This window comes from Thiocapsa bogorovii, from assembly GCF_021228795.1.
GTDB lineage: Bacteria > Pseudomonadota > Gammaproteobacteria > Chromatiales > Chromatiaceae > Thiocapsa > Thiocapsa bogorovii.
On the sequence record NZ_CP089309.1, the window covers coordinates 3830745 to 3846484 of the forward strand.

General features: G+C 63.0%; 14 protein-coding genes. 4 read left to right on the plus strand and 10 right to left on the minus strand.

Annotated features, from left to right (window positions below; genetic code table 11):
- Positions 1-498 carry a DUF7931 domain-containing protein gene (locus tag LT988_RS17100; RefSeq protein ID WP_232406738.1) on the minus strand — a complete coding sequence of 166 codons (498 nt, stop codon included), beginning with the start codon at positions 496-498 and terminating at the stop codon, positions 1-3.
- A 447-nt stretch (positions 499-945) separates the two neighbouring features.
- Here LT988_RS17100 and LT988_RS17105 point away from each other — a divergent pair, with 447 nt between their 5' ends.
- Positions 946-1527: an OmpA family protein gene (locus LT988_RS17105; protein WP_232406739.1), complete on the plus strand. Its 582-nt coding sequence runs from the start codon at positions 946-948 to the stop codon at positions 1525-1527.
- Between the two features lie 222 nt (positions 1528-1749).
- Here LT988_RS17105 and purB read toward each other — a convergent pair whose 3' ends face one another.
- The 4 genes from purB to mnmA all read right to left on the minus strand — a co-directional run bounded on the left by purB (position 1750) and on the right by mnmA (position 7786).
- Positions 1750-3117 carry an adenylosuccinate lyase gene (gene purB, locus LT988_RS17110; protein WP_332460488.1) on the minus strand — a complete coding sequence of 456 codons (1368 nt, stop codon included), beginning with the start codon at positions 3115-3117 and terminating at the stop codon, positions 1750-1752.
- A gap of 10 nt (positions 3118-3127) precedes the next feature.
- The gene (gene acnA, locus LT988_RS17115) at positions 3128-5788 is read right to left on the minus strand and encodes an aconitate hydratase AcnA (protein WP_232406741.1); all 2661 of its coding nucleotides are present in this window, start codon (positions 5786-5788) and stop codon (positions 3128-3130) included.
- Positions 5789-5943: 155 nt separating this feature from the next.
- The gene (hflD, locus tag LT988_RS17120; protein WP_232406742.1) at positions 5944-6591 is read right to left on the minus strand and encodes a high frequency lysogenization protein HflD; all 648 of its coding nucleotides are present in this window, start codon (positions 6589-6591) and stop codon (positions 5944-5946) included.
- Between the two features lie 82 nt (positions 6592-6673).
- Positions 6674-7786: a tRNA 2-thiouridine(34) synthase MnmA gene (gene mnmA / locus LT988_RS17125; RefSeq protein WP_232406743.1), complete on the minus strand. Its 1113-nt coding sequence runs from the start codon at positions 7784-7786 to the stop codon at positions 6674-6676.
- A 125-nt stretch (positions 7787-7911) separates the two neighbouring features.
- Here mnmA and icd point away from each other — a divergent pair, with 125 nt between their 5' ends.
- Positions 7912-9171 carry an NADP-dependent isocitrate dehydrogenase gene (gene icd, locus LT988_RS17130; protein WP_232406744.1) on the plus strand — a complete coding sequence of 420 codons (1260 nt, stop codon included), beginning with the start codon at positions 7912-7914 and terminating at the stop codon, positions 9169-9171.
- A gap of 128 nt (positions 9172-9299) precedes the next feature.
- Here icd and cspD read toward each other — a convergent pair whose 3' ends face one another.
- The gene (gene cspD / locus LT988_RS17135; RefSeq protein ID WP_007193300.1) at positions 9300-9506 is read right to left on the minus strand and encodes a cold shock domain-containing protein CspD; all 207 of its coding nucleotides are present in this window, start codon (positions 9504-9506) and stop codon (positions 9300-9302) included.
- A 283-nt stretch (positions 9507-9789) separates the two neighbouring features.
- On the opposite strand from cspD, the gene clpS reads away from it, so the two are divergent.
- Together clpS and clpA are read left to right on the plus strand one after the other, a co-directional pair.
- Positions 9790-10113, plus strand: a complete 324-nt coding sequence (clpS, locus tag LT988_RS17140) for an ATP-dependent Clp protease adapter ClpS (protein ID WP_232406745.1) — start codon at positions 9790-9792, stop codon at positions 10111-10113.
- 65 nt (positions 10114-10178) lie between these two features.
- A complete protein-coding gene (gene clpA, locus LT988_RS17145; RefSeq protein ID WP_232406746.1) occupies positions 10179-12440 on the plus strand; it encodes an ATP-dependent Clp protease ATP-binding subunit ClpA in 2262 nt (753 codons plus the stop codon).
- A gap of 188 nt (positions 12441-12628) precedes the next feature.
- Here clpA and infA read toward each other — a convergent pair whose 3' ends face one another.
- The 4 genes from infA to LT988_RS17165 all read right to left on the minus strand — a co-directional run bounded on the left by infA (position 12629) and on the right by LT988_RS17165 (position 15672).
- Positions 12629-12847: a translation initiation factor IF-1 gene (gene infA / locus LT988_RS17150; RefSeq protein ID WP_007193303.1), complete on the minus strand. Its 219-nt coding sequence runs from the start codon at positions 12845-12847 to the stop codon at positions 12629-12631.
- Positions 12848-12971: 124 nt separating this feature from the next.
- Positions 12972-13730, minus strand: coding sequence for an arginyltransferase (locus LT988_RS17155; protein WP_232406747.1), 759 nt, complete (start codon positions 13728-13730; stop codon positions 12972-12974).
- Positions 13727-14491: a leucyl/phenylalanyl-tRNA--protein transferase gene (gene aat, locus LT988_RS17160; RefSeq protein ID WP_232406748.1), complete on the minus strand. Its 765-nt coding sequence runs from the start codon at positions 14489-14491 to the stop codon at positions 13727-13729. Before aat ends, LT988_RS17155 begins: the two co-directional genes overlap by 4 nt.
- Positions 14488-15672, minus strand: coding sequence for a GNAT family N-acetyltransferase (locus tag LT988_RS17165; protein WP_232406749.1), 1185 nt, complete (start codon positions 15670-15672; stop codon positions 14488-14490). Before LT988_RS17165 ends, aat begins: the two co-directional genes overlap by 4 nt.
- Between the last annotated feature and the right edge of the window lie 68 nt (positions 15673-15740).

Consider the following 15740-nt stretch of genomic DNA (forward strand, 5'->3'; position numbering starts at 1 on the left):
TCACAGATGAAGGCGCCGCAGCTCGACGTGGATCTCGGCATGCTCCCACATTTGCTCGAAGTCGTTCCGCAGTCGACGCGCCTCCACGCGGCCGTGCATATCGGCGATGCCCTCGCTGCCTTCGGCCAAGGGGCGCTTGAGATAAGTGCGCTCGTCCGCGATCAAGAAGGCGTCGGGGCGGACCGGGAGGTCGTCGACAAGGCGGCGGATCGCGATTCTCGAGGTCAGGCGCTGCGCGAGCTCGACGACCTGATTGACGTTTTTGACCCCTTGTTCGGGATAGCTCAGCAGCACGCGCACGGGCGCGTCAGGGCGTGCGAGCGCGAGTCTTTTTACGGCCTCGACAAATGTTTGTGCGTTGTAGAGATCGCAATCCAGGGTGCGGTCGAACACGAGCAGCTCGCGCCGCGCCGTCTGTGCGATTGCAACCCCGGCGTCACGGATTTCGCTGCGTGTCGCGAGTAAGCGCGGGTCTGACGGCGGATGGGTTCGGTTCATCTCATCGGGCCCCGGCCGGGTGTGGCACGGCGGTCGTCCTGTCTGTGTCGAGCTGAAAAATCATGTCGCCGCCTGTTCGAAAGAAGTAGTTGCGAAATCGCAACAGGGTCGTTGGGTGGAGCGAATGCCGCATGGATGCTGGTCTTTGCGCTCGATATGCACCAGGGTGATGTGGTATTCTGACAGCGGTCGTTGCAAATATGTTTCGCGCACTGAAAAAAGTTGCACTTTTGTGCCTGTTGTAGGCTAAAATGTCGTTGTCCCAAGTGCGGTCTGTCCATGCCGTCCGCGCGCACTCTTAAACCGATGAGCAGGCCTGCGGCGACAGACCCACGGCGAACGAGCGATTCACTCACGATGATGTTGCTTTTTCCAGACATGTCCTCCGCCTTCGGTCAACGTCGACGTTAGAATCATCATCCATCCACCTGAACAGGAACTATAAAGATGCGCAAACAGAAAAAGACCTCAAGGCTGGCCGCGCTTGCAGCACCGCTCGCGATGGTCATCACGATGGCGGCTCCGCTGTCCGTCCAAGCCGACTACAACTACGAGCATTTCTGGTCTGCCCAGCCGGAAGGTACCGCATGGGTGACCAGCTACGGCGAGTGCTGGCAGAGTATCCACGGTCCCGATAACCTCGAGCCCTGCGTCAAGGAAGTGGAGGTTCCGAAGGAGTTCACCGTCCGATTGAATTTTGAGTTCGACAAATACGAGATCGCCAACGTCGTCAACGACAGCGAGCTTCAGCGCCTCGACGATTACATCGCCCAGGTCAACTCGACCCAGGCTCGCGAGCAGATCTCCCTTGTCGGTCATACGGATGCCAAGGGATCCGACGAGTACAACATGGCACTCGGCATGCGTCGTGCCGACGCTGTTCGCAACTATATGATCAGCAAGGGTATCCCGGCCAGCGACATCGTGTCCGTCACGAGTATGGGTAAGCGGGATATGCTGCCTGAATACGACATCTTCTCGGTTCAGCAGCGCCGCGTGAAGATCCTCGCGGATTCCCAAGGTAGCTGACGCCACGCCACTCGGATACGGCCGAATCGATCGCCCGGCTTCGCGCCGGGGATCGATCGCCCCCGCCGCTTCGGTTGGATCTTCTGAGCGTTTCCTTTATGAAACCGCACCGATCACGTGTGTGACCGGTGCGGTAGGGTCCAATAAGCCTCATCCCCCCGACCGGGGCTTATGGATAGGCCGTTCGCGTCTACGTGAACGGCCTTTTTATTGTCCCACTACTCAGATTTCGCGTGCAAGCCGGGCGGCATCGCCGAGATAGGTTGCGGGCGTCAGGGCTGCGAGCTCGGCCTTAGCGCCTTCCGGGATCTCCAATCCGTCGATGAAGACCTGCAGCGCTTCCGGTCCGATGCGCTGGCCGCGCGTTAACGCCTTCAGTCGCTCGTAAGGGCGGTCGACACCGTAGCGACGCATCAAGGTCTGGATCGGCTCAGCCAAGACCTCCCAGTTCGCGTCCAGATCGGCCGCCATCCGCGCGGGATCGGCCTCGAGCTTGCCGATCCCCCGGAGAGTCGATTGGAGTGCGATGCTGGTGTGGGCGACGCCGACGCCGAGATTCCGCAGAACCGTGGAGTCGGTTAGATCGCGCTGCCAGCGCGAGATGGGCAGTTTTTCCGCGAGATGTCGCAGGATGGCGTTCGCGATCCCGAGGTTGCCTTCCGCGTTCTCGAAGTCGATCGGGTTGACCTTGTGCGGCATCGTCGAGGAGCCGATCTCGCCCGCGACGGTACGCTGCTTGAAATAGCCGAGCGAGATGTAGCCCCAAAGGTCGCGTGAGAGATCGATCAGGACGGTGTTGAAGCGCGCGAGGGCGTCGAACAGCTCCGCCATGTAATCATGGGGTTCGATCTGGGTCGTGTAGGGGTTCCAGGTCAGCCCGAGCGACTCGACGAATCCGCGGGTTACCCCGGGCCAATCGAGCTCCGGATAGGCGACGCGATGGGCGTTGTAGTGGCCGACCGCGCCGTTCATCTTGCCCAACAGCGTCACCTCGGCGACGCGATCGCGCTGGATATGCAGCCGGTGGACGAGGTTCGCCATCTCCTTGCCGAGCGTCGTCGGGGTTGCCGGTTGGCCGTGGGTGCGCGAGAGCATCGGTTGTTCGGCATAGCGATGCGCCAAGTCCCGCACAGCCGCGATGACGGCGTCCATCTCGGGCAGCAGGACCTGCTCCCGCCCGGCGCTCAACATGAGCCCGTGGGCGAGATTGTTGATGTCCTCGGAGGTACAGGCAAAGTGAATGAACTCGCTGGCCGCGTGGAGTTGCGGATGGGCTGCGATCCGCTCCTTCAGGAAATATTCGACCGCCTTCACATCATGATTCGTTGTCCGCTCGATCTCCTTGATGCGTTGCGCATCCGCGACGCCGAAGTGCTCGGCGATGTCGTCGAGCAGCCGGTCGGCCTCGGCCGAGAAGACCGGCACCTCCGGGATTCCGGGGTGCCGCGATAGGGTTTGCAGCCAGCGAATCTCCACCAGCACGCGGGAGCGGATCAGCCCGAACTCGCTGAAGATCGGCCGCAGTTCGGTCGTCTTGGCACCATAACGCCCGTCGACGGGCGAGATGGCGGTCAGGCCGGTGAGATCCATCGCCATCGGATCAGGCCGCGAGCCGACGCAGGACGTAGGGCAGGATCCCGCCGTGCCTGTAGTAGTCGATCTCGTTCGGGGTGTCGATCCGCACCTTGGCCTTGAAGGTCTTCACCGATCCGTCGGGCGCCGTCGCACTCACGGTCACCGACTTCGCCTCGGCGTTGTCGAGTCCGGTGATGTCGAACTGCTCGGTCCCGGTCAGTCCCAGCGATTGGGCGTTATCGCCCGGCAGGAACTCCAAGGGCAGGATGCCCATGCCGACCAGGTTGGAGCGATGGATGCGCTCGTAGCTCTCTGCGATCACGGCGCGCACGCCCAAAAGACGCGGTCCCTTCGCGGCCCAGTCGCGCGAGGAGCCAGAGCCGTATTCCTTGCCGGCGATCACGATGACCGGCGTGCCTTCGGCCTGGTAGCGCATGGCCGCGTCGAAAATGGACATCGGCTCGTTGCTCGGCTGGTGCAGGGTCACACCGCCTTCGGTGCCCGGCGCCATCAGGTTGCGCAGTCTGATGTTGGCAAAGGTGCCGCGCATCATGACCTCGTGGTTGCCGCGTCGCGAGCCTAGGCTGTTGAAGTCCTTGACGTCCACGCCCTTCTCGATCAGATATTTGCCGGCAGGAGAGTCCGGCTTGATGGAGCCGGCGGGCGAGATGTGATCGGTCGTAATGGAGTCGCCGAGCACGGCTAGGCAGCGCGCGCCCGAGATGTCCCTCGCCGGCGAGACCTCCAGCGTCATCCCGTCGAAATACGGCGGGTTGCGGATGTAGGTCGAGTCCGGCCAGTCGTAGGTCTGGCTGGCGGCCACCTCGATGGATTGCCAGCGCGCATCGCCGGCGTAAACATCGGCGTAGGCGGACGTGAACTCATCGACGGTGACGTTTTCGGCGATGGCCGCGTTCACCTCGTCCTGGGTCGGCCAGATATCCTTGAGATAGACGGGTTGGCCGCTCGGTGCGGTCGTCAGCGGATCCTTGTAGGGGTCCAGATCGATCCGGCCGGCGATGGCGTAGGCGACGACCAACGGTGGGCTCGCCAGATAGTTCATGCGTACCTCGGCATGGACCCGTCCCTCGAAATTGCGGTTGCCCGAGAGGATGGAGACGGCGCAGAGGTCATTGTCCGCGATGGCCTTGGAGACCGGCGCGGGAAGCGGGCCGGTGTTGCCGATGCAGACGGTACAGCCGTAGCCGACGTTGTGGAAACCCAGTGCCTTGAGCGGCTCGGTGAGCCCCGCGCGATCCAGGTAGCGCGTGACGGCCATCGAGCCCGGGCCGAGCGAGGTCTTCACCCAGGGGGCTGCCTTGAGACCCAGGGCCGCGGCCTTTTTGGCAACCAGGCCGGCGGCGAGCATGACGCTCGGGTTCGAGGTGTTGGTACAGGAGGTGATGGCTGCGACCACGATGGAGCCGTCGGAGATCTCGATCGCTTGCCCGTCCATGACCGCCTTCGCTGGACCCTTGCTCGGGATGTTGCGTTCCTTCTTGAGCTCGGCCAGCGCGGCCGGGAAGTGGGTCGCCATTTCGGTGAGCGGTACCCGGTCCTGCGGGCGTTTCGGGCCGGCGAGGGAGGGCACGACATCGCCCAGGTCCAGGGCGAGGGTCTCCGAGTAGTCGGCCTCCGGGGCATCCGCCGTGTGCCAGACGCCCTGAGCCTTGGCATAGGCCTCCACCAAGGCAATCTGCGACTCCTCGCGTCCGGTCAGGCGCAGATAGTCGAGCGTCACCTGATCGATCGGGAAGAGACCGCAGGTCGCGCCGTACTCCGGCCCCATGTTGGCGATGGTAGTGCGATCGCCGATCGGCAGGGTCGCGATCGCCGGGCCGTAGAACTCGACGAACTTGCCGACCACGCCGTGCTTGCGAAGCTGATCGACGATGGTCAGAACCAGGTCGGTGGCCGTCACGCCTTCGCGCAGGGTGCCCGTCAGCTTGAAGCCGACGACCTTGGGGACCAGCATCGAAACCGGTTGGCCCAGCATGGATGCCTCGGCCTCGATACCGCCCACGCCCCAGCCCAGGACGCCGATCCCGTTGACCATGGTGGTGTGCGAGTCCGTACCGACACAGGTATCGAAATAGGCTTGGGTACGTCCGTCGAGCGGCTTCGGGAAGACGACGCGTGAGAGATACTCGATGTTGACCTGATGCACGATGCCGGTGTCGGGCGGGACCACCTTGAAGCCGTCGAGCGCCTTCTGGCCCCACTTGAGGAACTTATAGCGTTCTTGATTCCGCCGGAACTCGAGCTCTGCATTGAGTGCGAAGGCGTCGTTCGAGCCGAAATGATCGACCTGCACCGAATGATCGATGACCAGCTCGGCCGGCTGGAGCGGGTTGATCTTGCGCGGATCGCCCCCGAGCGCCTTCATCGCATCACGCATCGCCGCAAGGTCGACGACCGCCGGAACGCCGGTGAAGTCCTGCATCAAAACCCGGGCAGGGCGGTATTGGATCTCTTTGGACGGCTCGGCTTGCGGATCCCAGTTCGCAAGATCCTCGATGTCCGATCGAGTGACGGTGACATCGTCCTCGTTGCGGAGCAGGTTCTCCAACAGAATCTTCAGCGAGAAAGGCAGGCGCGCGCTGCCGGGGACGGCGTCGAGCTTGAAGATCTCGTAGTCCGTACCGGCGACGTCGAGTGAGGCTTTGGCGTTGAAGCTGTTGGTCATGCGGTGCTCCGGGTTCGGCGAACAGGTTGGCCCCGATTCTAGCGGCCAAGCCCGTGCGGCGCTATATGCTGCGGTGCAATATGTTCGGGCGGGGTTGGGGGCAAGCCTCCGGCTGCCGGCCTTGAGCCGTGATTCCTGTTCAGGCCGCGCGCTCGTTACGCATTCGGATTCGCGGTGCGGTCGGCTACGCTGTCGAGGTAACGGCGGGCGTCGGCGAGGATCTGCTTGTTCTTCAGGAGCAGTTGCCAGCGGGTACCGCCGACCTGCCGCCACAGCATGGCGGAGCGGATGCCGGCGAGCAGGAGCGCGCGCACCCGATTCTGGTTGTCGGGATTCTGTAGATGCAGGGGGTCGCCGCGGACGATGATCCGGGGTTCCAGCGTGCTGACGGTGTCGGTGTAGATCGCCGCGAGATGGGCCAGCATGTTCGGGTGCAGGAGTGCGAAGTGCTCCTGCTTCTCCTGCGCCGCCTCGATGCCTTCGCCGATGCGCGCGAGGAGGTCGGGGCGCGCCGCGAGGGCCCGCTCCAACTTTATCAAGAGAACCACATAGCGGGTCAACTCCAGGTTGCGCTCCGGCTTGCCGGTGAGTTGCGCGATGATCTGTCGTGCACCGTTCGCAACCCGTCCCGGCTCGCCGAAGACGGCACCCACACCATCGGCATTGACCTGCAGAAGACTATAGATACAGGGCTCCATCGCGTCGGTGTCGGCCGAGCCGGAGCGGGCGACGCGCATGACGCAGTTGACGGCTTGATAGATACCGGCGAGGGCGACGAGGCGGTCGAGATTGTCGTGAGGCATTCGGCTGATGATCTCCTGGTGAACTTGAAGGTCATTTGAACCCAACCGGGCGGTTGCGCCAAGTCCCGGTTCTCGACGCGGCTCAGTGCCACCCCGCGTCGATGATCGCGCCGCCGAGACAGACGTCGTCGCGGTAGAGCACGACCGACTGACCTGGCGTCACGGCGCGCTGCGGTTGGTCGAAGTGGATCCGGCAGCCCGACTCCCCGGCCTCCAAGACCTCGCAGTGTTGCAGAGGCTGGCGATGACGCAGACGCGCCAGGCACCGAAACGGCGGGTCTTGCGGCGGTGCTCCGGCGATCCAATGCGGCTGCGCCGCACGCAACCCGGAAGACATGAGCAACGGATGGTGCGTCTCTTGAACCAGCACCAAGGTGTTGCGTTCGGCGTTCTTTGCGGCGACGAACCAAGGCGCCTCGCGCCCGCCGTGGATGCCGCCGATGCCGAGTCCCTGGCGTTGCCCGATCGTGTAATAGGCCAGGCCCCGATGCTCGCCGATGGCAACCCCCTCGGCGGTCTCGATGGGGCCGGGCTCGCGCGGTAGGTAGCGGGCGAGGAAGTCCCGGAAGCGACGTTCGCCGATAAAACAGATCCCGGTGCTGTCCTTCTTCTCGGCATTGGCGAGTCCGAGACCCCTCGCGATCTCCCGAACCTCGCGCTTGTTCAGGTCATCAAGCGGGAAGAGCGCGCGCCCCAACTGAGCCTGATCGAGCAGATGCAGGAAGTAGGTCTGATCCTTGTCGGGGTCGGCGCACAGACGCAAACGGGTCCCCTGCGCATCGCGAGTGACCCGTGCATAGTGGCCTGTGGCGATGAGGTCGGCGCCCAGACCCAGAGCGTGCTCGAGGAAGGCGGCGAACTTGATTTCCCGGTTGCACAGGACATCCGGGTTGGGGGTGCGGAGGGCCCGATATTCGCTCAGGAAGGACTCGAAGACACGATCCCAGTATTCGGTCGCGAAGTTGACGGTATGCAGCTGGATCCCGAGCCGTTCGGCGACGGCACGCGCGTCGGCCAGGTCCGCGGCGGCGGCGCAGTAGCCGGGGTCGTCGTCCTCTTCCCAGTTCTTCATGAAGAGCGCCTCGACCGCGTAGCCCAACGCGAGGAGACGATGGGCTGCGACGGCCGAATCCACGCCGCCGGAGAGGCCGACGATCACGCGGGTCGAGTGAGGCTGGTGCAATACGTCGGTCATCGGGCGATTGTACCGGCCGCGTCGATCCGCGTCGCGAGCGGTTGCGGTCGTCCCGCATCGAAGGTCTGCGCAAGCCTCCGAGGCGGTGTTAGCATGGCGTCTTTTGGGCGACGAGAGCACTGCACATGGCCAACGACAACATCAAGATCCCTGCAGGCGGCGAGAAGATTCAGGTCAACCCCGACCTGTCTCTGAATGTACCGAACAACCCCATCATCCCCTACATCGAGGGCGACGGCATCGGCATCGATATCACGCCGGTGATGTGCGCGGTGGTCGATGCGTCGGTGGCCAAGGCGTACGGCGGGTCGCGCAAGGTCCATTGGATGGAGATCTATGCCGGCGAGAAGTCGACCCGCGCCTACGGCGAGGACGTTTGGCTTCCGGAGGAGACGCTGGCGGCGGTGAAGGATTATGTGGTTTCGATCAAGGGACCGCTGACCACGCCGGTCGGCGGCGGTATCCGCTCGCTGAACGTCACCCTGCGCCAAGAGCTCGATCTGTATGTCTGTCTGCGTCCGGTGCGCTACTTCAAAGGCACGCCGAGTCCGCTCAAGGAGCCCGAACACACCGACATGGTGATCTTCCGCGAGAATTCGGAAGACATCTATGCCGGCATCGAATGGCAGGAAGGCTCGCCCGCGGCCAAGAAGGTCATCGATTTTCTGCGCAACGAGATGGGTGTAACCAAGATCCGATTCCCCGACACCTCCGGGATCGGCGTCAAGCCCGTGTCGCGGGAAGGGACCGAGCGTCTGGTGCGCAAGGCGATCCAATACGTCATCGACAACGACCGATCCTCGCTGACCCTGGTCCACAAGGGCAACATTATGAAGTTCACCGAGGGTGCCTTTAAGCAGTGGGGGTACGATTTGGCCAAATCCGAGTTCGGTGCCGAGGAGATCGGCGGCGGACCCTGGTGCAGCTTCAAGAATCCGAAGACCGGCAAGGAGATCGTGGTCAAGGACGTCATCGCCGATGCCTTCCTTCAGCAAATCCTGCTGCGCCCCAAGGACTACGATGTGATCGCGACCCTGAACCTCAACGGGGACTACATCTCCGACGCGCTGGCCGCGCAGGTCGGCGGCATCGGGATGGCGCCGGGGGCGAATTTGTCCGACACCGTCGCCATGTTCGAGGCCACGCACGGGACCGCGCCCAAATATGCCGGAAAGGATCAGGTGAATCCGAGCTCTTTGATTCTGTCGGCCGAGATGATGCTTCGGCACATGGGTTGGACGGAAGCAGCCGACCTCATCATCAAGGGTGTCGAAGGTGCGATTGCGGCCAAGACCGTCACCTACGATCTCGACAGACTCATGGACGGGGCGACGAAGCTGAGCTGTTCGGGCTTCGGCGATGCGGTGATCGCGCAGATGGATTGACGGGCGAGGGCTTCGGTTCTTCGAGAAAAACGGGGCGCGGAACGGATATTCCGCCCCCGGCTGTCGTCGGATGTCAGCGTAAGGTCGCCTCCCGGGGCCGACAATCGCGAGCGCTCAGCGCACGGCGATCAACTGACGCGATGCACATTGGCCGCATGAAGGCCCTTCGGTCCCTGACTGATCTCGAACTGGACTTTTTGTCCCTCGCGCAGGGTCTTGTAGCCGTCCATGTCGATGGCCGAGAAGTGGACGAAGACGTCCTCGTCGCGGCCATCGGGCTGCACGAACCCGTAGCCCTTGGCGTTATTGAACCACTTGACAACACCGGTAATCATTTCAGGGCTCCTCCAGGAGTTGCAGGTCTCGCATTGGTGGTCGTCGTTGTTGTTGTCTGACGGGTGCCTTGAAACCTCGGAACCGCGCCATAACTGCGTAGTATAGTAAGGTGATTTCGGGGGTCAAACCGACATCCTCCGAGGCACTCCGAACCGATCCTCGTCACGGGTCGGAGCGGCCGGAAACCGAACGCGAGCCTCACCGCTCCACCCGGTATCGAAGCGATGTCAAACCGCGCGGTCGACATCGCAAGCCTCCAAAATTTTTCTAGAATTCCCAATCATGAGTGACGACCTTCCGAGCGAGGAACGCGAATCAGGGCTGACCGTACAGGAGGCGAGACCGAAGCTTCGTCGGCCGCCCCTTTTCAAGGTCCTGTTGCTGAACGATGATTACACCCCGATGGAGTTCGTGGTGCAGGTGCTGGAGACCTTTTTCGCAATGAACCGCGAGAAGGCGACCCAAATCATGCTGCACGTGCATACTCGAGGTCGAGGGGTGTGCGGTGTTTTCACCAAAGATATCGCCGAGACCAAGGTGTCGCAGGTGAACGACTTTGCGCGAAGTCACCAACACCCCTTGCTGTGCACGATGGAAGAGGCTTAGAGCCCGACACACCTGGTCGCTGCAGCGGCTCACTCCGTTTCGTCAACCCTGCTTGGATTAGGCCAATGCTGAGCAAAGAACTTGAATTTACGCTGAACCGGGCCTTCAAGGAGGCGCGTGCGAAGCATCACGAGTACATGACGGTCGAGCACATGCTGTTGTCGCTTCTCGATAACCCGACCGCCGCGAAGGTGCTCAAGGCGTGCGGGACGGATGCCGAGAAGCTGCGTCGCGAGATCACCGCCTTCATCGACGAGACAACGCCGCTGATTCCCGACAGCGAGGATCGAGACACGCAGCCGACGCTCGGATTCCAGCGCGTCCTGCAGCGAGCGGTCTTCCATGTTCAGTCCGCCGGAAAGAAGGAGGTCACCGGGGCGAACGTCCTCGTGGCGCTCTTCAGCGAGCAGGACTCCCAAGCCGTTTATCTGCTCAATCAGCAGGACGTGACGCGTTTGGACGTCGTCAACTATATCTCGCACGGGATCTCGAAGGTTCCGGGCGAGAGTCAGGACGACGAGATCCCCGGCGATGTCGACGAGCCGCGCGGAGAAGAAAAGGAGGGCAGCAGTCCGCTCGAGACGTTTGCGACCAATCTGAATGAAATGGCGCGCCAAGGGCGGATCGACCCCCTGATCGGTCGCGCCGCCGAGGTGGAGCGCACCGTTCAGATCCTCTGCCGGCGGCGCAAGAACAACCCGTTGTTCGTCGGCGAGGCGGGCGTGGGCAAGACCGCGATCGCCGAAGGCTTGGCCAAGAAGATCGTCGACGGACAGGTTCCGGAGATTCTCGGCGATGCCGTCATCTACTCGCTGGACCTCGGCGGCCTCGTGGCCGGAACCAAATACCGGGGTGATTTCGAGAAGCGGCTCAAGGCGGTCCTCGCACAACTGAAGCGCCAGCGTCACGCGATCCTCTTCATCGACGAGATCCATACGATCATCGGCGCCGGGTCTGCCTCGGGCGGGGTCATGGATGCCTCGAACCTGATCAAGCCCGTGCTGGCCTCCGGTGATCTGCGTTGCATCGGCTCCACGACCTACCAAGAATACCGCGGTATCTTCGAGAAGGATCGGGCGTTGGCGCGTCGCTTCCAGAAGATCGACGTCGAAGAGCCGTCGGTCGAGGAGACCTTCGAGATCCTCAAGGGGCTCAAGAGCCGGTTCGAAGAACATCATCAGGTGTCCTACACCAACCCGGCCTTGCGTGCCGCAGCGGAGCTGTCGAACCGTTACATCAACGATCGCCATCTTCCCGACAAGGCGATCGACGTCATCGACGAGGCGGGTGCACACGTCCAGCTCAAGAGCCCCGCGAAGCGCAAGAAGCGCATCGATGTGGGCGACGTCGAGGCGATCGTCGCCAAGATGGCGCGCATCCCCTCGAAGAAGGTTTCGGCCTCCGACACGGAGTCGCTCAAGAACCTCGATCGCGATCTCAAGATGGTCGTGTATGGTCAAGATGCGGCGATCGATGCCTTGACCTCCTCGATTCGCATGAACCGCTCGGGCTTGGGGACCGAGGAGAAGCCGATTGGCTCGTTCTTGTTCACCGGTCCGACCGGCGTCGGTAAGACGGAGGTGACCCGTCAGCTGGCGCGGATCCTCGGCATGGAGCTTCTGCGCTTCGACATGTCCGAATACATGGAGCGGCACACGGTCTCGCGGCTTATCGGCGCGCCGCCCGGATATGTGGGCTTCGATCAGGGCGGTCTGCTGACCGAAGAGGTCAACAAGCACCCGCATGCGGTCTTGCTGCTCGACGAGATCGAGAAGGCACATCCCGATGTCTTCAACCTGCTCCTGCAGGTGATGGACCATGGGACACTGACCGACAACAACGGTCGGAAGGCAGATTTCCGCAACGTGGTCCTGGTGATGACCACGAACGCCGGGGCAGAAGAAACCGCTCGACGCTCGATCGGCTTCACCGAACAAGATCACTCGACCGACGGTATCGAGGCGCTCAAGCGCTACTTCACACCCGAATTCCGCAATCGGCTCGACGCAGTCGTGCAGTTCGGCTCCTTGAGCGAGGAGACGATCCGGAGCGTTGTGGATAAGTTCGTGTTCGAGCTCGAGCAGCAACTCGAAGAGAAGAAAGTGAGTTTGACGATCGACGCCGATGCCCGTGCCTGGCTGGCGGATAAAGGCTACGATCCGAAGATGGGCGCCCGTCCGATGGCACGGGTAATCCAGAACCACATCAAGAAGCCGTTGGCCAACGAGCTTCTCTTCGGTGATCTCGTCGCAGGCGGAAACGTGCACATCCACGTGCAAGGAGAGACGCTCGCTTTCGACATCAACGGCGAGCCACGTTCGCTATGAGCGACAGCCCGGCGACAGGCGTCGACCGGCGCTCCGTGCGATCATCGCGTCTCCGGCGAAGGAGCGCCGGTCGCTGCGAACGACCCTAAGATAGCGTTTGCCCGGCGGCTACGACGGAATCGTTTTTGTCCTGCGTGTCCGTGAAGCCCTTTCCGGCCGTCTGCGACTCCTTTTCGTTTCGGACGTGCCTATCGTGCTCGATACACGATGCGACCTTTCGTGAGGTCGTAGGGCGTGAGCTCGACGGTGACTTTGTCCCCTGTAAGGATGCGGATATAGTGCTTGCGCATCTTGCCGGAGATGTGAGCCGTGACGGTGTGACCGTTCTCCAGCTCGACCCTGAAAACAGTGTTCGGCAGAGTCTCCGTGACCGTGCCTTCCATTTGGATTACGTCGTCTTTTGACATAGTTTTTGTGTGTTGTACTGCGTGATCGGATCCGGGCCATGAAGCTCCGGGAGTGTATCACAGGTTGGACGTTTCGGCGGGGCAGCGCGATTCGTTCCGTGCCGCATCGATCGACCGAAGGGACCTAACCGAGATCCAGCGGCTGGGTACGATCGAAGCTCAGCCACCGGTGGCCGTCCCACGCTTCGATCGGGCGGAAACGCTCTTTATACCGCATCTTCGGCGAGTCTCGAAGCCAATAGCCCAGATAGAGGTAGGGGGCGCCGATGCGTCGGGCCGCTTCGATCTGCGCCAGGATTGCGAAGGTTCCCGGCGAGCGTTCCGAGTGCGTCGGATCGAAAAAGGTGTAGACGGCGGAGAGTCCCTGCTCGAGGACGTCGGTCACGGCCACGCCGACCAGTCGCTCGCCGAGCCTCATCTCGATGAAGCGAGTGGAGCCGCCCCAGCGCTCGACCAGAAATCGGCGGTAGCTTCCTTCGGAGGCATCGTCCGCCATACCGCCTTCGGGATGACGCTCACTGAGGTAACGTCTGTAGAGTTCGAAATGGCTCCGCTTGAAGGCGGCCGGCGTGTCGAGGAGGCTCAGCTCGGCCGAATTACGGCGCCAGTTGCGCCGTTGCGAGCGGTTCGGGACGAATTCCGCAACCGGTACGCGCACCGGCACGCAGGCTGCACAGCCTCGACAGGCCGGTCGGTAAACATGTGAACCGCTGCGTCGGAATCCCTGATCGACCAGAGCCTGGTAGGTCGCGCCGTCGATGCGGGCTGTCGGGTCCACGAAGAGGGTGCGCGCACGGCGCCCGGAGAGGTAAGAGCAAGCGTGCTCGCCGGTCAAATAGAGGGCGAGATGGCGCCCGGCAAGGGGGCCGTCCGCGGCATTCATAGTGTCTCCGCGTTGCCGTCGAGAAGGGGAAGATGCTCGCGTCCGTCGTCCCAGCTTCGATCCCGGTGTCGATCCCGATGTCCACCGGACGTCTCCGGAGCGGGCAGCCGGCAGAGTCGTTCCAATCGACGCACCAGCTCGTCGCGAGGGATCTCCACGGCGCCCAAACGGATCAGATGCTCGGTGCGCATCTGACAGTCGATCAGGCCGAATCCCCAGCGCGTCAGGCGCTCGCATAGATGCAGGAGTGCAACCTTCGAGGCGTCGGTCGCCCGGCTGAACATGGACTCCCCGAAGAAGGCGCCTCCGACGGCAACCCCGTAAAGGCCACCGGCGAGCTCGCCGTCCTGCCAAACCTCCACCGAATGCGCGATCCCGCGTCGATGGAGCGTTTCGTAGGCCATCACCATCTCCGGGAGGATCCAGGTGCCGCCCTGTGCGTCTCGCGGTGCCGCGCAGCCGCGAATGACCGCGCCGAAGTCGCGATCCATGGTGACCCTGAAGGTCTGCTTGCGCAGCCGTTTGCGCAGGCTGCGCGGCACCTTTAAGGATTGCGGAAAGAGCACCGTGCGCGGGTCCGGGGACCACCATAGGATGGGATCGCCTTCGCTGAACCAGGGAAAGATGCCGCTTCTGTAGGCGCTTTCGAGGCGTTCCGGGGATAGATCGCCGCCGAACGCCAGCAGACCGTTAGGCTCGCGCAGGGCGTGGCGAACATCGGGGAACGCGGACCTGTCGTGCGGATCGAGACGCGGGATCATTCTGGATCGCGTCCCGCCGGTGCCGGGATGGCCGATGGGCTGCCGTCTCGGCGGTAGGGGCTGTGGGCCTGCATCTCGGCGATGTAGTCGTCCATGCCTTCCGCCTCAAGCGTCACGAAACGCGCGATGGCGTCGCGGAAGGCCGGGTCGGCGATCCAGTGTGCCGACCAGGTCGGGGTCGGCAGGAAGCCGCGGCTGACCTTGTGCTCGCCTTGGGCGCCCGGCTCGAAGCGGGTCAGACCCTTTTCGATGCAGTAGTCCAGGCCCTGGTAGTAGCAGGCCTCGAAATGCAGGCTGTGGAAGTCCTGAAAACATCCCCAGTGGCGACCGTAGAGCGAGCGGGCGCCGACCAGATCGAAGGCGGCGGCGACGATGTCGTTGCCGTACTCTGCAAGCACCAGCAGCAGACTCTCGCCCATCGTCTCGCCGATGGATTGGAAGAAGGGCAGGGAGAAGGTCGGGATTCCGCCGCGCTTGTCGAAGGTGTCGCAGTAGAGGCGGTGGAAGGTGGCCCATTCCGCCTCCGTCACCGCGTTCCCCGGGATGCGTCGAACCCGCACGCCGGACTCCACGACGCGCCGCCGCTCGCGCTTGATCTTCTTGCGCTTCTCGGCCGTAAAGGCCCCGAGATAATCCTCGAAGGAGCTGTAATCCCGGTTGTGCCAGTGAAACTGACAGCCGACGCGTCTGAGCAGGCCCTGATCTTCGAGCATTGCCTGCTCGTCGTCCGCCGTGAAGAGCCAATGCATCGAGGAGACTCCCACCTCCTCGGCCACCCGGATCGCGCCCTGAATCAGCGCGCGTGCGTGATCCCGGCGCGCGGGCGAATCCCCGGTCAGGAGCCGCGGTCCCGTCGCGGGGGTGTAGGGCGAGGCGAGCACCAGCTTCGGGTAGTACCGCAACCCTTTGCGCCGGTAGGCGTCGGCCCAGCTCCAGTCGAAGACGAACTCGCCGTAAGAGTTGAACTTCAGATAGCAGGGCGCAGCCGCGACCAGATGGCCCTCCGCGTCGTGCAGCGCGAGATGACGCGGCAACCAGCCGAGTGACTCCCCGACGCAGCCGTGACGCTCCATGGCATCGAGGAACTCATGGCGCAGGAAAGGGCTGTCGTCCCCTGCGAGCCGGTTCCATTGGTCCGCGGAGATGTCGGCTATCGCCGAGTGGGTCGTCAGTCTATACATGGGCATTGATCTGAGGGCCGCGCCGGTAAGAGCCACATGAGGGCGCCCGATCGGTGCCCAAGGCCTGA

What these genes read in the sequence shown, in the direction of transcription:
- LT988_RS17100 (WP_232406738.1), bottom strand. Translation starts at nt 498, where the DNA reads ATGAACCGAACCCATCCGCCGTCAGACCCGCGCTTACTCGCGACACGC.
- LT988_RS17105 (WP_232406739.1), top strand. Translation starts at nt 946, where the DNA reads ATGCGCAAACAGAAAAAGACCTCAAGGCTGGCCGCGCTTGCAGCACCG.
- purB (WP_332460488.1), bottom strand. Translation starts at nt 3,117, where the DNA reads ATGGATCTCACCGGCCTGACCGCCATCTCGCCCGTCGACGGGCGTTAT.
- acnA (WP_232406741.1), bottom strand. Translation starts at nt 5,788, where the DNA reads ATGACCAACAGCTTCAACGCCAAAGCCTCACTCGACGTCGCCGGTACG.
- hflD (WP_232406742.1), bottom strand. Translation starts at nt 6,591, where the DNA reads ATGCCTCACGACAATCTCGACCGCCTCGTCGCCCTCGCCGGTATCTAT.
- mnmA (WP_232406743.1), bottom strand. Translation starts at nt 7,786, where the DNA reads ATGACCGACGTATTGCACCAGCCTCACTCGACCCGCGTGATCGTCGGC.
- icd (WP_232406744.1), top strand. Translation starts at nt 7,912, where the DNA reads ATGGCCAACGACAACATCAAGATCCCTGCAGGCGGCGAGAAGATTCAG.
- cspD (WP_007193300.1), bottom strand. Translation starts at nt 9,506, where the DNA reads ATGATTACCGGTGTTGTCAAGTGGTTCAATAACGCCAAGGGCTACGGG.
- clpS (WP_232406745.1), top strand. Translation starts at nt 9,790, where the DNA reads ATGAGTGACGACCTTCCGAGCGAGGAACGCGAATCAGGGCTGACCGTA.
- clpA (WP_232406746.1), top strand. Translation starts at nt 10,179, where the DNA reads ATGCTGAGCAAAGAACTTGAATTTACGCTGAACCGGGCCTTCAAGGAG.
- infA (WP_007193303.1), bottom strand. Translation starts at nt 12,847, where the DNA reads ATGTCAAAAGACGACGTAATCCAAATGGAAGGCACGGTCACGGAGACT.
- LT988_RS17155 (WP_232406747.1), bottom strand. Translation starts at nt 13,730, where the DNA reads ATGAATGCCGCGGACGGCCCCCTTGCCGGGCGCCATCTCGCCCTCTAT.
- aat (WP_232406748.1), bottom strand. Translation starts at nt 14,491, where the DNA reads ATGATCCCGCGTCTCGATCCGCACGACAGGTCCGCGTTCCCCGATGTT.
- LT988_RS17165 (WP_232406749.1), bottom strand. Translation starts at nt 15,672, where the DNA reads ATGTATAGACTGACGACCCACTCGGCGATAGCCGACATCTCCGCGGAC.